This is a genomic window from Pseudomonas entomophila (assembly GCF_018417595.1).
GTDB classification, from domain to species: Bacteria; Pseudomonadota; Gammaproteobacteria; order Pseudomonadales; family Pseudomonadaceae; genus Aquipseudomonas; species Aquipseudomonas entomophila_C.
The window spans coordinates 853,901-868,667 of sequence record NZ_CP070982.1 but is presented as its reverse complement, the minus strand read 5'-3'; the positions used below and the strand labels follow the sequence as shown (position 1 = coordinate 868,667).

The 14,767-nt window shown below is 64.2% G+C and carries 11 protein-coding genes; 6 read left to right on the top strand and 5 right to left on the bottom strand.

The window, feature by feature from the left end:
- Window positions 1-26 precede the first annotated feature (26 nt).
- The 4 genes from JYG34_RS03800 to JYG34_RS03785 all read left to right on the top strand — a co-directional run bounded on the left by JYG34_RS03800 (window position 27) and on the right by JYG34_RS03785 (window position 3,482).
- Window positions 27-515, top strand: coding sequence for a DUF3015 domain-containing protein (locus JYG34_RS03800; RefSeq protein ID WP_213659541.1), 489 nt, complete (start codon window positions 27-29; stop codon window positions 513-515).
- A 78-nt stretch (window positions 516-593) separates the two neighbouring features.
- The gene (locus JYG34_RS03795) at window positions 594-2,447 is read left to right on the top strand and encodes an Lnb N-terminal periplasmic domain-containing protein (RefSeq protein WP_213659540.1); all 1,854 of its coding nucleotides are present in this window, start codon (window positions 594-596) and stop codon (window positions 2,445-2,447) included.
- Between the two features lie 111 nt (window positions 2,448-2,558).
- On the top strand, window positions 2,559-2,915 hold the full coding sequence (locus tag JYG34_RS03790) for a hypothetical protein (RefSeq protein ID WP_213659539.1): 357 nt from the start codon (window positions 2,559-2,561) through the stop codon (window positions 2,913-2,915).
- A gap of 69 nt (window positions 2,916-2,984) precedes the next feature.
- Window positions 2,985-3,482 carry a GreA/GreB family elongation factor gene (locus JYG34_RS03785; protein ID WP_213659538.1) on the top strand — a complete coding sequence of 166 codons (498 nt, stop codon included), beginning with the start codon at window positions 2,985-2,987 and terminating at the stop codon, window positions 3,480-3,482.
- A gap of 135 nt (window positions 3,483-3,617) precedes the next feature.
- Here JYG34_RS03785 and gdhA read toward each other — a convergent pair whose 3' ends face one another.
- The 3 genes from gdhA to JYG34_RS03770 form a co-directional block, all read right to left on the bottom strand.
- Window positions 3,618-4,958, bottom strand: a complete 1,341-nt coding sequence (gene gdhA / locus JYG34_RS03780) for an NADP-specific glutamate dehydrogenase (protein ID WP_213659537.1) — start codon at window positions 4,956-4,958, stop codon at window positions 3,618-3,620.
- A gap of 287 nt (window positions 4,959-5,245) precedes the next feature.
- Window positions 5,246-6,913, bottom strand: a complete 1,668-nt coding sequence (gene ettA / locus JYG34_RS03775; protein WP_213659536.1) for an energy-dependent translational throttle protein EttA — start codon at window positions 6,911-6,913, stop codon at window positions 5,246-5,248.
- Window positions 6,914-7,203: 290 nt separating this feature from the next.
- Window positions 7,204-7,590 (bottom strand): hypothetical protein, encoded by a 387-nt coding sequence (locus JYG34_RS03770; protein ID WP_213659535.1) that lies wholly within the window; start codon window positions 7,588-7,590, stop codon window positions 7,204-7,206.
- Between the two features lie 253 nt (window positions 7,591-7,843).
- On the opposite strand from JYG34_RS03770, the gene JYG34_RS03765 reads away from it, so the two are divergent.
- Both JYG34_RS03765 and glyA read left to right on the top strand, forming a co-directional pair.
- Window positions 7,844-11,674 (top strand): sensor domain-containing protein, encoded by a 3,831-nt coding sequence (locus JYG34_RS03765; RefSeq protein ID WP_213659534.1) that lies wholly within the window; start codon window positions 7,844-7,846, stop codon window positions 11,672-11,674.
- Window positions 11,675-11,983: 309 nt separating this feature from the next.
- Window positions 11,984-13,237, top strand: coding sequence for a serine hydroxymethyltransferase (glyA, locus tag JYG34_RS03760; protein WP_028691350.1), 1,254 nt, complete (start codon window positions 11,984-11,986; stop codon window positions 13,235-13,237).
- A 271-nt stretch (window positions 13,238-13,508) separates the two neighbouring features.
- Here the strand turns inward: glyA and yjiA are convergent, their stop codons facing one another.
- Both yjiA and JYG34_RS03750 read right to left on the bottom strand, forming a co-directional pair.
- Entirely contained in the window at window positions 13,509-14,486 is a 978-nt protein-coding gene (yjiA, locus tag JYG34_RS03755) for a GTPase (protein WP_213659533.1), read from the bottom strand.
- 78 nt (window positions 14,487-14,564) lie between these two features.
- Window positions 14,565-14,762 carry a YbdD/YjiX family protein gene (locus JYG34_RS03750; RefSeq protein ID WP_011532150.1) on the bottom strand — a complete coding sequence of 66 codons (198 nt, stop codon included), beginning with the start codon at window positions 14,760-14,762 and terminating at the stop codon, window positions 14,565-14,567.
- Between the last annotated feature and the right edge of the window lie 5 nt (window positions 14,763-14,767).

Sequence of the window (14,767 nt, the reverse complement as noted above, 5' to 3'; positions counted from 1 at the left end):
TGCCACTTGAGAATGAGAACAACGCTATGAAACGGATTCTTCTGGGTACCCTGTTCGCCGCAGTCTCGATCAACGCCATGGCCGAAGCGCCGGGCGGCCCGAACTGCGGCTGGGGCAACATGCTGTTCGAGGGCCAGCGCGGTACACCGGCCCACTTCCTCGCCTCCACCACCAACGGCACCTCCGGCAACGCAACCTTCGGCATGACCTCGGGCACCAACGGCTGCTCGACCAAGGCCTCCCTCACCTATGGCGGCAAGTCCTGGTTCGCCATGAACGGCATGATGAACGAGCTGTCCGAGGACATGGCCAAGGGCCAGGGCGAAGCCCTGACCACCTACGCCGTGGTCCTGGGCGTGGCACCTGAAGACCGCGCGCACTTCGCCGCCGTCACCCACGAGCACTTCCAGCAGATCTTCAGCAGTGCCAACGTGACGGCGCAAGCGGTCCACAGCAACACCCTGGCCGTGCTCAAGCGCGACCCGCAACTGGCCAAGTACGCCACCGAGGCTTGAGTCCCGCGCCTCCCGCCCCGGCACCGGGGCGGGCTTGGCGATTCATCTTTCGGCATCATCAGGAAGTAGTTGCCCGACATGCTCAAACGCCTCGCATCCCTGGCGCTACTGGTCAGCGCCCCGCTTCACGCCGCACCACAGCTCGACCCGGCCCGCACGCAGCAGCTGGCCGCCACGCCTTACTGGATCGCCCTTGGCCATTACGAAACCGCCAAGCTCGGTGGCTGGCGCAGCTACGTGGATGACCCGCGCTTCTTCCTCGCCGAAGACGGCGCCCATCATCCCGACCAGGAGCTCGCGGCCACGGTGGCGGCGCTGTACGCCCCGGCAAGCCTCGGCGACAAGCACCCCCAGTGCGTATTTCCGGCCCGCACCCGCTGGCTGCGCGAGCAATTGGCGCTGAACGACCTGCCACGCCCGGACTGCCAGGAATTCAACACCTGGTACACGTCCATCGACCCGCACAGCGCGGCACTGATCTTCCCGGCCGCCTACCTCAACAGCCCGTCGTCGATGTTCGGCCACACGCTGCTGCGCATCGACCAGTCCAACACCCGCCGCGACGACACGACGCTGCTGAGCTACGCGATCAACTTCGGCGCCTACATCGAGGGCAGCGACAACAGCATTCTCTATGCCTGGAAAGGCCTGATGGGCGGCTACCCCGGGCTGTTCGCGATGATGCCCTACCAGGAGAAACTCTCCGAGTACCGCAGCCTGGAGAACCGCGACCTGTGGGAGTACCAGCTGGACCTGACCCCGGAAGAGACCGGGCGCATGGTCGAGCACGTGTGGGAGCTCAAGCAGATCAAGTTCGACTACTTCTTCTTCGACGAGAACTGCTCCTACCGCCTGCTGGAACTGCTGCAGGTGGCGCGCCCGAGCCTGGACCTGACCTCGCAGTTCCCGCTGACCGCCATCCCCACCGACACCGTCAAGGCGGTCAAGCAATCCGGGCTGGTCACCGACGTGCGCTACCGCCCGTCACGCGAACGCGAGCTGCTGGCCCGCGCCGAACCACTTGAGCACGCGGAACAACAGCAGGTGCTGGCCATCAGCAATGACACCCGCCATCTACAGAGCACCGCGTTCACCGCCCTGCCCCGCGACCGCCAGGCCCTGGTGCAGGACGCCGCCTACCGCCTGGAGCGCTACCGGGCCAATGGCCAGGAGCGCGACGCCGGCCAGGCCACGCGCAGTTTCGAGCTGCTCAAGGCGATCAACCGCAACCCGCCGCCGCCTCTGCAGATAGAACGCCCGGGGCTGCCGGAGGACGGCCACCAGTCGCGCACCTGGCAACTGGGCGTGGGTACCCGCGAAGACCGTGCCTTTGCCGAATATGGCCTGCGCATGGCCTATCACGACCTCAACGACAACCTGTACGGTTTCCCGCTCGGCGCACAGATCGAGATCCTCCAGCTCAAGCTGCGCCAGTACGAGGGCAACGACTGGCAGGTGCAGCGCCTGGACCTGGCCACCATCCGCTCGCTGACGCCGCGCAACGCGCTGCTCAAGCCGTGGTCGTGGCAGGTCGCCGGGGGGCTTGAACGGGTGCCGGGCAAGCATGGCGACGAGGTGCTGGTCAGCCACGTCAATGGCGGTGCCGGTGGAACCTGGCAGCTGACCGACGACATGCTTGGTTTCGCCTTGGGGACGGCACGGGTGGAGCACCACAACGACTTCGCCGAGTTCATCTCGCCGGCGGCCGGGTTCAATGGTGGGCTGCTGTGGCGCAACGGGCTGGGCAACCTGACCCTGGAGGCCAAGGGCGACTACTTCACCAATGGCGAGGTAAGACGTAGCGTCAGCCTGAACCAGCAGTGGGAAATCAGTCGGGACCTGGGGCTGAGGTTGAGCGCTTCGCGGCAGTTCAGCCAGTTGGCCACGGCGCAGAACGAGGTGATGCTGGAGCTCAAGTGGTACCAATACTGATCAACGTGGCCCGCCCCCACGACTGCGCCGCGATCCTTCGACAGCGTTTTGACATCCCGGCAACAATTCACCCCCTAGACTTTGCACCATCACGTCAAAGGTCTTGTGGATATGTCGCGGTACTGGTTGGGCCTGTGTGTCGCGTTGCTGCTGGCCGGTTGTGAAACCACCCACGATCAGATGGTCAATCAAGGCTACCCCCCCGCCTACGCCGACGGCTTCCAGGACGGCTGCAGCAGCGGTCGCCAGGCCGCCGGGCTGATGGCCGGCGACTTTCGCAAGGACGTCCCGCGCTACCTGCACAACCGCCAGTACGAAAGCGGCTGGGACGATGGTTTTCGCCAGTGCCACGCCATGCAGTCCAACGAAGACCTGCGCGAATACCGCGAGCGCTACTGGGACGAGCGCGACCGCGAGTGGCAGCAGGAAAAGGACCGCGACGCCGCCCGCGCCTACCGTCGCAACTAGATGTCGCAAACGGATAACCGTTGCCCCCCACGACCTGCCACCATGGTCTCCAGCACAAGGAGGCCCCGCATGAGCCGAGCATTCGTCAACGAGGACCAGGCCGCCGCCCAGGCCAGCCAGCCGGTGGAGCGGCGCGTCAGCGACCAGCCCAACTATGTGACCGCCAGCGGCCTGGCCCAGTTGCAGCAGCGTGTGGCCGCGCTGAAAGCGCTGCACGGCGAACTGCTGGCCGAAGGCGATCGCGCCGATCAGCAGCGCCTGGCCGACACCGAGCGTGACCTGCGTTATTTCACGTCCCGCGTGCAGAGCGCACAGCAGGTACCTACGGCCACATCCACGCAGAAGGTACAGATTGGCAGCCGGGTGCGGTTTGTCGATGAGGATGGCCAGGAGCACCAGGTGCAGCTGGTCGGTGAGGATCAGGCCGATGCCTTGCATGGGCTGATCAATTGGGGCTCGCCGTTGGGGAAGGCACTGCTGGGGGCCGGACTTGGAGATGAAGTGCTATGGCGAAGGCCGGTGGGGGATCAGATGATCGAGATTATTGGGGTAGAGGTTGAGGGTTGAGGGGCTGCTTTGCAGCCCTTTCGCGACACAAGGCCGCTCCCACAGTTATTGCGCAAATATTGGACCCTGCGTTGTACCTGTGGGAGCGGCCTTGTGTCGCGAAAGGGCCGCAGAGCGGCCCCCTGCGATCCGAGATCAGACCACGCCCTGCGCCAGCATGGCATCGGCGACCTTCACGAAGCCCGCGATGTTGGCGCCTTTCACATAATTGATGCGGCCATCGGCCTCTTCGCCGTAATGCACGCAGGCATGGTGGATCGACTGCATGATGTGGTGCAGCTTGCTGTCCACTTCACCGGCGGTCCATAGCAGGCGCATGGCGTTCTGCGACATCTCCAGGCCCGACACCGCCACGCCACCGGCGTTGGAAGCCTTGCCCGGCGCATAGAGAATGCCGGCCTCGATAAAGATATCCACAGCCTCGAGGGTAGTCGGCATGTTGGCGCCCTCGGCCACGCAGATGCAGCCATTGCGCAGCAGGGTGCGGGCGTCTTCGGCGTTCAGTTCGTTCTGGGTGGCGCACGGCAGCGCGATATCGCACGCCAGGCTCCACGGCGTCTGGCCCTTGCGGAACTCCAGCCCGTAACGCCCGGCTAGCTCGCTGATGCGGCCTCGCTTGACGTTCTTCAGCTCCATCAGCGCATCCCACTGCTCATCGCTCAGCCCCGCTTCGCAGAACAGGGTGCCTTCGGAGTCGGACAGCGAGATCACCTTGCCGCCCAGGTCCATCACCTTGCGCGCGGCATATTGGGCGACGTTGCCCGAACCTGAGATCGCCACGCGGCGACCATCGATGCGCAGGTCCCGGCGCTTGAGCATCTCTTCGGCGAAGTACACGCAACCGTAGCCGGTGGCTTCCGGGCGGATCAGGCTGCCGCCGTAGGTCATGCCCTTGCCGGTCAGCACCGAGGTGAACTGGTTGGCCAGGCGCTTGTACTGGCCGAACAGGAAGCCGATCTCACGGGCACCGACACCGATATCACCGGCCGGCACGTCCAGGTCGGCACCGATGTGGCGGTACAGCTCGCTCATGAACGCCTGGCAGAAGCGCATGACTTCTGCGTCGCTCTTGCCCTTGGGGTCGAAGTCCGAGCCGCCCTTGCCACCGCCCATGGGCAGCGAGGTCAGCGAGTTCTTGAACACCTGCTCGAAGGCCAGGAACTTGAGCACACCCAGGTTCACCGACGGGTGGAAGCGCAGGCCGCCCTTGTACGGGCCGATGGCACTGCTCATCTGGATGCGGTAGCCGCGGTTGACCTGGACCTTGCCCTGGTCATCGACCCACGACACGCGGAACAGCACGGCGCGCTCGGGCTCGACCATGCGTTCGAGAATACCGGCTTCGAGGTAGTGGGGGTTCTGCTCGAGGAAGGGCCACAGGCTGCGCAGCACCTCCTCCACGGCCTGGTGGAATTCGGGCTGGGCCGGGTCGCGCTGTTGCAGGCGCGCCAGGAAATGGTCGACGGATTCGATCATGGTAGACATCTCACCAAGAGGGATTGTTTTTGGTTTTTTCAGGAATGTACCAAGAACCAATCGCACTGGAACAGGGCGAGATGTCGTTTTTATGAAATTATTTGGTGCATTTTCTATAACTGTATACAGGTTAAGAGTCGCGTCGTTTGCTTCGCGGATAAATCCGCTCCTACAGGAAAGGCCGGTAATACGGCACCTGCAGGAGCCGGCTTGCCGGCGAACAGGCCGAAAGCCAGGCACAAAAATGGGGCCCCGAAGGGCCCCATTTTTGCGCAGCGAAAACCAGCTTACTGGGCCAGTTTCTTGTGACGCACTCGGTGCGGCTGGGCAGCGGCATCGCCCAGGCGCTTCTTGCGATCGGCTTCGTACTCGGTGTAGTTGCCTTCGAAGAACACCACGTTCGAATCGTCTTCGTACGCCAGGATGTGGGTCGCCACGCGGTCCAGGAACCAACGGTCGTGGGAGATCACGATGGCGGCGCCCGGGAAGTCCAGCAGGGCTTCCTCCAGCGAACGCAGGGTTTCGACGTCGAGGTCGTTGGACGGTTCGTCGAGCAGCAGGACGTTGCCGCCCTCTTTCAGCGTCAGGGCCAGGTGCAGACGGCCACGCTCACCACCGGAGAGGTCCTTGACGAACTTCTGCTGGTCGCCGCCCTTGAAGTTGAAGCGGCCGACGTAGGTGCGCGACGGGATCTCGTAGTTGCCGATGCGGATCTGGTCGGAACCGTCGGAGATCTGCTGGAACACGGTCTTGCTGCCGTCCAGGTCCTCGCGGCTCTGGTCGACGCAGGCCAGTTGCACGGTCTCGCCGATCTCGATGCTGCCCGAATCCGGCTGCTCCTTGCCCATCAGCATGCGGAACAGGGTCGACTTACCGGCACCGTTACCGCCGATCACACCAACGATCGCGCCCTTGGGCATGGCGAACGACAGGTTGTCGATCAGCACGCGGTCGCCATAGCCCTTGGAGACGTTCTTGAACTCGATGACCTTGTCGCCCAGGCGTGGGCCGGCCGGGATGTAGATCTCGTTGGTCTCGCTGCGCTTCTGGAATTCCTGCGACTGCATCTCTTCGAAGCGTTGCAGACGGGCCTTGGACTTGGACTGGCGGGCCTTGGCGCCTTTGCGCACCCACTCCAGTTCCTCTTTCATGGCTTTCTCGTGGGCGCTTTGTTGCTTGGATTCCTGCGCCAGGCGCTCCGACTTGGCTTCCAGCCAGCCCGAGTAGTTGCCTTCGTACGGGATGCCCGCGCCGCGGTCCAGTTCGAGGATCCAGCCGGCGACGTTGTCGAGGAAGTAACGGTCGTGGGTGATCGCCACCACGGTGCCGGGGAAGTCATGGAGGAAGCGCTCCAGCCAGGCCACCGAGTCGGCGTCCAGGTGGTTGGTCGGTTCGTCCAGCAGCAGCATGTCGGGAGCCGACAGCAGCAGGCGGCACAGGGCCACGCGGCGCTTCTCGCCACCGGACAGGTGCTCGATCTTCGCCTCCCAGGCCGGCAGGCGCAGGGCGTCGGCGGCGACGTCCAGCTGGCGCTCCAGGTTGTGGCCATCGGCAGCCTGCAGGATAGCCTCGAGCTTGGCCTGCTCGGCGGCCAGCTTGTCGAAGTCGGCATCAGGCTCGGCGTAGGCGGCGTAGACCTCGTCCAGGCGTGCCTGGGCGTCCTTGATCACGCTGACCGCTTCCTCGACCACTTCACGCACGGTCTTGCTCGGGTCCAGCTGCGGCTCCTGGGGCAGGTAGCCGACGTTGATGTCGGGCATCGGACGGGCTTCGCCATCGAATTCCTTGTCGACGCCCGCCATGATCCGCAGCAGGGTCGATTTACCCGCGCCGTTCAGGCCCAGCACGCCGATCTTGGCGCCGGGGAAGAACGACAGGGAAATGTTCTTGAGAATTTCCCGCTTCGGCGGCACGACCTTGCTCAGCCGATGCATGGTGTAGACGTATTGAGCCAAAACCAAGCCCTCTATCAGATAGGTAAAGACATCGACGATCGCCCCGGCCAGGTGACCAGGGGGATGTGTTTACGGGGTGTCATTGAACAAAGTGGGCCATTCTACGCCAACCTGCGTTATTGCACAGGGTGTGCCGGAGCGTGTGGCACGCCCTTGTATATCGGCCCGAGAACATTGATCTTTCTGGGCCCTTTCGCGGGCAAGCCCGCGCCCACAGGGGCTGCAGGACAGCACAATACCTGTGGGAGCGGGCTTGCCCGCGAAAAGGGCCGACAACGGCCTTGCAGGAATCAGACGTGGGACTGTTTGGCCTTGCCACGCGGCAGGCGGCAACGGTCCGATTGCTCGGCCAGGCGCGCGGCCCAGGCGGCCTTGACGCTGAAGCCGCCGCTACGGGCAGCCTTCTCGACGGCCTTGGCCGGCTTGGCGGCAGGTGCGCCGGTCACCTTGGTCGCCGGTTTGGCCACGACTTCAGCCGGTTGCGCGGCCGCCTTGGCGGTCTTGCGCAGTTCGGCCAGCGACGGCGTCTTGTTCTTCGAGGCGGCCGCCTCCGGCTTGGCCAGCGAGCGCTGGCAGGTCTTGCAGGACACGTCCTCGGCCACGGCAGTGCTGACCAGCGTCTCACTGCTACGCCCACAGGCGGAATCGAGGCCATTGGTGGAATAGTGGGTAACCAAAACCGTACTTCTCCGATGCGTTGACTATTGAAGCGGGCGGCATTCTCGCACAGGTCGCAGGGTCTTGCCGAACCGGCGTGACAGGCTGCGTTCCTGGCAGGAGACACACGGACTGGCACTTTGCCATATTTGAAGGCATGCTAGGCGGCTTCACCTGTGCGGCTTATAGTGCGCCCGACGCGCGCGGCACGCGCCATGCATGCACCGTGAAACAGCCCCCTGCCATCGCCAGCCAAATCGCAGGACCCAACGCTTGACCAATCTCACGCACTCGTCACCCCTGCGCCCTGCCAATTCATCGGCCGGCACACACCTGCGTGGCTCGCTCAAGGGGGCACTGGCCCTGTTGGCCCTGGTTTTGCTGGGGTTGCTGCTGTGGCAACTGTTCACCCAGTTCCGTCACACCCAGGCCGACCTGCGCCAGCAGAGCCTGGCAACCAGCGCCGAACTGGCCGACCATCTGGGCCTGAACATGGCGCTCAAGGCCCAGCAGGCGCTGAATCTGGTCCAGCCCTACGTCAAACCTCCGGCGCCCGCCGCCCTGCCCAGCCTCTTCGCGACACTGCACGCGCGCCTCCCTGCGCTGCGCCACATGGCCTGGCTGGACAGCACCGGGCAGGTGCGCAGCGACACCCTCGACGGCAGCCCCGACCGCCAGATGATTGACGAGATCCTGCAGCTGAACCAGGGGCGCGTCTATTTCTACAGCAATGCGCCCGACAACCAATTGGTCTACCTGTTGTTGCGCCAAAGCGCCGAGCAGGATCGCGGCTACTGGCTGTTGCGGCTGAGCCCTGCCTATTACAAGGAACTGACCCAGCACCTGGACGCCTCGGGCCACCCTTCATGGCTGCTGGAAAACAGTCGCAATGGCGAAGTCATCGAACGCCACGGCACGCAACCGGCCAGCAACGAGCCGTTGCAGAGCGTGATGCTGGCCTTCATCGACAACAGCACCTGGCAACTGCGCGGCCTGTTCGACGCGGGCCTGGCCCGCGACAAGCTGCTCCCGGCATTGATCGGCAAGTGTGTGCTGGTGCTGTTCTGCGCCCTGCTGCCGGTGCTCGCCCTGATCAACATGCGCCGCCGCCAGCGCGCCTTGCAGGAAGACCGGCGCCGCTACCAGGAGATCTTCGAAGGCACGGGTGTGGCCTTGTGCGTGCTCGACCTGTCCAGCCTGCCCGGTCAGCTCGACCGCTATCACCTGCGCAATCACGCGGCCCTGCGCCACAGCCTGGCCCTGGACGCCAATCTGCGGCGCTCGCTGCTGGCGGAACTGAAGATCACCGAGATCAACCAGGTTGCCCGCCAGTTGCTCAACGTCGATTGCCACCAGGGCGCCTGGCAGCGCCTGATCGAAGGCAGTGGCGATGGCCGTGACAGTGTCGGCATGCAACTGATCGACGCGTTGATCGAGGCACGTGAGCAGCTTGAGCTGGAAGTGCGCCTCCCCGCACCGCTGGGCGGCGAGCTGCACCTGTGGCTGATGGTGCGCATGCCCCGGCAACGTCGCGACTTCCAGGCAGTAATCCTGAGCATCAGCGACATCACCAGCCGCAAGCAGGTGGAACTGTCCCTGCTCGAGCGCGAAAGTTTCTGGTCGGACGTGGTACGTACCGTGCCCGATCAGCTGTACGTACAAGATGTGCAAAGCCAGCGGATGATCTTCAGCAACCGCCACCTCGGCCAGACCTTGGGCTACGACCGCGCCGAGCTGGCACAGATGGGCGAACGCTTCTGGGAGTTGCTGCTGCACCCCGAGGACGCCGTGCACTACCGCGCCCTGCGCCAGCAACAGCTGGACACCAGCTACGGCCAGTCGCTGCATTGCCAGTTGCGCTTCCGCCACCGTGATGGCGGCTGGCGCTGCTACGACATCCGTGAACAGGTGCTGACCCGCGACAGCGACGACCTGGTCACCCGCATCATCGGCGTGGGCAAGGACGTCACGGTGCAGATCGAGGCCAGCGAGTCGCTGCGTGACAGCGAGCAACGCTACCGCATGCTCGCCGAGAGCATCAGCGACGTGATCTTCTCCACCGACAACCAGTTGCGGCTCAACTATGTCAGCCCGTCGGTGCTGGCGGTGCTGGGCTACCAGGCCGACTGGATCTTCGCCAATGGCTGGCAGTCGATCATCGCCAACCCCGCCCAGCTCACCGGCGCCTATGAGCTGATCGAACGGGTCAGCAAGGCACAGGGTGACGCCGAACAATTGGCCCAGTTGCGCACCACCCTGCCCACGCAACTGTTCCTGTTCGACTGCCTGCGCGCCGACGGCCGCAAGATCCCCATCGAACTGCGCCTGGTGCTGGTGTGGGACGAGCACGAACGCTTCGAGGGCGTGCTGGGCGTGGGCCGTGATATCAGCCAGCAACGCCGGGCCGAGAAAGACCTGCGCATGGCGGCCACGGTGTTCGAGCACTCGACCTCGGCCATCCTGATCACCGACCCGGCCGGCTACATCGTCCAGGCCAACGAAGCGTTCAGCCGGGTCAGCGGTTACGCCGTCGCCGAAGTGCTCGACCAACTGCCGGGCATGCTCACCGTCGAGCACCAGCAGGACGCGCACCTGGGCTATGTGCTCAAGCAGCTCAACCAGCGCGGCAGCTGGGAGGGCGAGGTGTTCCTCAAGCGCCGCAACGGCGAGCACTACCCGGCATGGGTGGGCATCACCGCGGTGCTCGACGACGAAGGCGACCTGGCCAGCTACGTGTGCTTCTTCACCGACATCAGCGAACGCAAGGCCAGCGAACAACGCATCCACCGCCTGGCCTACTACGACGCCCTGACCCACCTGCCCAACCGCACGCTGTTCCAGGACCGCCTGTACACCGCCCTGCAGCAGGCCGAGCGGCAGAAGGCCTGGGTGGTGCTGATGTTCCTCGACCTCGACCGCTTCAAGCCGATCAACGACTCCCTCGGCCACGCCGCGGGCGATCGCATGCTCAAGGACATGGCCGAGCGCCTGCTGGCCTGTGTCGACAACGACGACACCGTGGCGCGCATGGGCGGCGACGAATTCACCCTGCTGCTGCAGCCGAAAGCTACCCGCGAACTGGCGCTCAACCGCGCCATCCACGTGGCCGAGCACATCCTCGACAGCCTGGTGACCCCCTTCGTGCTGGAGAACCGCGAGTTCTTCGTCACCGCCAGCATCGGCATCGCCCTCAGCCCGCAGGACGGCAGCGAGCTGAGCCAGCTGATGAAGAACGCCGACACCGCCATGTACCACGCCAAGGAGCGCGGCAAGAACAACTTCCAGTTCTACCAGGCCGACATGAACGCCAGCGCCCTGGAGCGCCTGGAGCTGGAGAGCGACCTGCGCCACGCCCTGGAGCAGAACGAGTTCATCCTCTACTACCAGCCGCAGTTCAGCGGCGACGGCAAGCGCCTGACCGGCGCCGAAGCCCTGCTGCGCTGGCGCCACCCGACCCGAGGCCTGGTGCCGCCTGGCGACTTCATCCCGGTGATCGAGGAGCTGGGCCTGGTGGTGGATGTCGGCGACTGGGTGCTGCACGAGGCCTGCCGCCAGCTCAAGGCCTGGCACAAGGATAAGGTGCGGGTGCCGAAGGTGTCGGTGAACATCTCGGCTCGGCAGTTCTCCGACGGTCAACTGGGCACACGGATCGCCACCATCCTGGAGGAGACCGGCCTGCCCCCGGCGTGCCTGGAGCTGGAGCTGACCGAAAGCATCCTGATGCGCGAGGTCAACGAAGCCATGCAGATCCTCGACAGCCTGAAAAACCTCGGCCTGAGCATTGCGGTCGACGACTTTGGTACCGGCTACTCATCGCTCAACTACCTCAAGCAGTTCCCCATCGACGTGCTGAAGATCGACCGCACCTTCGTCGACGGCCTGCCCGAGGGCGAGCAGGACGCACAGATCGCCCGGGCGATCATCGCCATGGCCCACAGCCTGAACCTGGCGGTGATCGCCGAGGGCGTGGAGACTCACGAACAGCTGGAGTTCCTGCGCGAGCACGGTTGCGACGAGGTGCAAGGTTACTTGTTCGGCCGACCGATGCCGGCCAACCAGTTCGAGGCGCAGTTCAGCAACGAAACGCTGTTCATGTTCCAGTGACCGCCTGGTATCACACGATCCCTGTAGGAGCGGCCTTGAGCCGCGAAAGGGCTGCGCAGCAGCCCCAGGGTTCAGTGTTGACGCGAAGATCGCCGGGGCCGCTTTGCGGCCCTTTCGCGGCTCAAGGCCGGTCCTACAGGGTCGGTGCCGAACCGCAAAAAACGGACCCAGAAGTCAACTCGAGCCCAGACACGGCGCGGGTTGCAACATGAGGGCCATTGGTCCGCGACTTGATGCCACTTCATATGCCAGCGGCGAATCAATCGGTTAGAATGCCCCCCCAATTCAGCCCGATCCTTGAGGACCGCCATGTTCAGCCGTGATTTGACCATTGCCAAGTACGACGCCGAGCTCTTCGAAGCCATGCAGCAAGAAGCCCTGCGCCAGGAAGAGCATATCGAGCTGATCGCTTCGGAAAACTACACCAGCCCGGCGGTCATGGAGGCCCAGGGTTCGGTTCTGACCAACAAGTACGCCGAAGGCTACCCAGGCAAGCGCTACTACGGTGGTTGCGAGTACGTCGACGTGGTCGAGCAACTGGCCATCGACCGCGCCAAGGAGCTGTTCGGCGCCGACTACGCCAACGTCCAGCCGCACGCAGGCTCGCAAGCCAACGCTGCTGTCTACCTGGCACTGTTGTCGGCCGGTGACACCATCCTGGGCATGAGCCTGGCCCACGGCGGCCACCTGACCCACGGTGCTTCCGTGAGCTCGTCGGGCAAGCTGTACAACGCCATCCAGTACGGCATCGACGCCAACGGCCTGATCAACTACGACGAAGTCGAAGCGCTGGCCCTGGAGCACAAGCCGAAGATGATCGTCGCCGGCTTCTCCGCCTACTCGCAGGTTCTGGACTTCCCACGCTTCCGCGAAATCGCCGACAAGGTCGGTGCCTATCTGTTCGTCGACATGGCCCACGTAGCTGGCCTGGTTGCCGCGGGCGTATACCCGAACCCGGTTCCGTTCGCCGACGTCGTCACCACCACCACCCACAAGACCCTGCGCGGTCCGCGTGGTGGCCTGATCCTGGCCCGTGCCAACGCCGACATCGAGAAGAAGCTGAACTCCGCCGTCTTCCCAGGCGCCCAGGGCGGCCCGCTGGAGCACGTCATCGCCGCCAAGGCGATCTGCTTCAAGGAAGCCCTGCAGCCTGAATTCAAGGCCTACCAGCAGCAAGTGGTGAAGAACGCCCAGGCCATGGCCGAAGTGTTCATCGAGCGTGGTTTCGACGTCGTTTCCGGCGGCACCCAGAACCACCTGTTCCTGCTGTCGCTGATCAAGCAGGAAATCTCCGGTAAGGACGCCGACGCCGCCCTGGGCAAGGCGTTCATCACCGTCAACAAGAACTCGGTCCCGAACGACCCACGTTCGCCGTTCGTCACCTCGGGCCTGCGTTTCGGCACCCCGGCCGTCACCACTCGTGGCTTCAAAGAGGCTGAGTGCCGCGAGCTGGCCGGCTGGATCTGCGACATCCTGGCCGACCTGAACAACGAAGCGGTGATCGACGCCGTGCGTGAGAAGGTCAAGGCCATCTGCAAGAAGCTGCCGGTATACGGCAACTGATTGGCAGACGCCTGATGTGAAAAAGCCCGGCCATGTGCCGGGCTTTTTTGTGCGCCCGATGCTGGGCGATTGTCTGGTAGCGCTCTCCAGATCGAGCGTCGCCCACGCGGCGCATCGCGGATAAATCCGCTCCTACATTTATTGCAACGTGACCATACCTGAAAGGCCTTGGTTGTACGCCCCACCCGACCTCAAGCCCTGGGCTGACAGGGTTCGGTACGTTGTGTAGGAGCGGATTTATCCGCGATGCGGCGCTCGGGTGGCTTCTGACTCACCCGTGGCTCAGCGCCTCAAACCCCGCCCGGATCTTGTCCTCCGGCAGCTCATCGGCAATGAACACCATCACGCTTTCCCGCGCTTCGCCATCCTTCCATTCGGCGTCCCAATCAAAGCCATAGAGCTTGAGCACCCCCTGGAACACCAGGCGGCGGTCCTCGCCGGCGATGTTCAGCACGCCCTTGTAGCGCAGCAGCTGCTTGCCATGCGCCTCCAGCAATTCGTTCATGAAGTCGCTGAGACGGTCGATGTCCAATGGCGTCTCGGTGCGCAATACCAACGTCGATATGCGATCCGCAGTGGTCGGCTTGAGTATAGGGCGCAATGCCGGTTTGAGACTGATACCCAGGTCCGGGTTGAGGTTGAAGCCACGCACATCGAGCAGCTCGGCAAGGTCGATACGGCCATGTTCGACCACACGGATCGCCGCGCGGCCGTTGATACGGGCCAGACGCTCGCGCAGGGCATCGACCGCCTGCGGCTCGACCAGGTCGGTCTTGCTCAGCAGCAGTCGGTCGGCAAAGCCCACCTGGGCCTGGGCGATGGCCTGGGTCAGGTGCAGTTCGGCGTGGGCCGCGTCGACCAAGGTGACGATGCCGTCGAGGAGGTAGCGATCGCGCAGGTCCTCCTCGATGAAGAAGGTCTGCGCCACCGGCGCCGGGTCAGCCAGGCCGGTGCATTCGATCACCAGGCGATCGAAGGCGATCTCGCCGGCGTCGAGGCGTTCGAGCAGCAGGTACAGCGCGCGGGTCAGGTCGCCATGGATGCTGCAGCATACGCAGCCGTTGGCCAGGGTCATCACCTGCACCGGTTCGTCACCGAGCAACTGGCTGTCGATGCCGGCCTCGCTGAACTCGTTCTCGATCACGGCGATCTTCAGGCCGTGCTCGGCCTTGAGCATGTACTTGAGCAATGTGGTCTTGCCGGCGCCAAGGAAGCCGGTCAGCACGGTAACGGGAATGGGCGTTTGCACGCAGAAATCTCCTTGGGCTGAAAATGACAGTGGGAGCCCGGTTGCCCGGGCTCCCACTGAATCACGCATGTCGCGGGTTCAACAGCACTTGGGCCCGGACTTGCCACCATAACGCGCTTCCTGGCGTTCGCGAAAGAACGCCTCGTAGCTCATCACCGGCTTGTCCGGGTGCTTGCTGCGCATGTGCTCGACATAGTTGTCGTAGTCGGGCATGCCGACCATCAGGCGGGCTGCCTGCCCCAGGTACTTACCCAGTCGACCCAGGTCGTTGAACATCACTG

What these genes read in the sequence shown, in the direction of transcription:
- JYG34_RS03800 (WP_213659541.1), top strand. Translation starts at nt 27, where the DNA reads ATGAAACGGATTCTTCTGGGTACCCTGTTCGCCGCAGTCTCGATCAAC.
- JYG34_RS03795 (WP_213659540.1), top strand. Translation starts at nt 594, where the DNA reads ATGCTCAAACGCCTCGCATCCCTGGCGCTACTGGTCAGCGCCCCGCTT.
- JYG34_RS03790 (WP_213659539.1), top strand. Translation starts at nt 2,559, where the DNA reads ATGTCGCGGTACTGGTTGGGCCTGTGTGTCGCGTTGCTGCTGGCCGGT.
- JYG34_RS03785 (WP_213659538.1), top strand. Translation starts at nt 2,985, where the DNA reads ATGAGCCGAGCATTCGTCAACGAGGACCAGGCCGCCGCCCAGGCCAGC.
- gdhA (WP_213659537.1), bottom strand. Translation starts at nt 4,958, where the DNA reads ATGATCGAATCCGTCGACCATTTCCTGGCGCGCCTGCAACAGCGCGAC.
- glyA (WP_028691350.1), top strand. Translation starts at nt 11,984, where the DNA reads ATGTTCAGCCGTGATTTGACCATTGCCAAGTACGACGCCGAGCTCTTC.
- JYG34_RS03750 (WP_011532150.1), bottom strand. Translation starts at nt 14,762, where the DNA reads ATGTTCAACGACCTGGGTCGACTGGGTAAGTACCTGGGGCAGGCAGCC.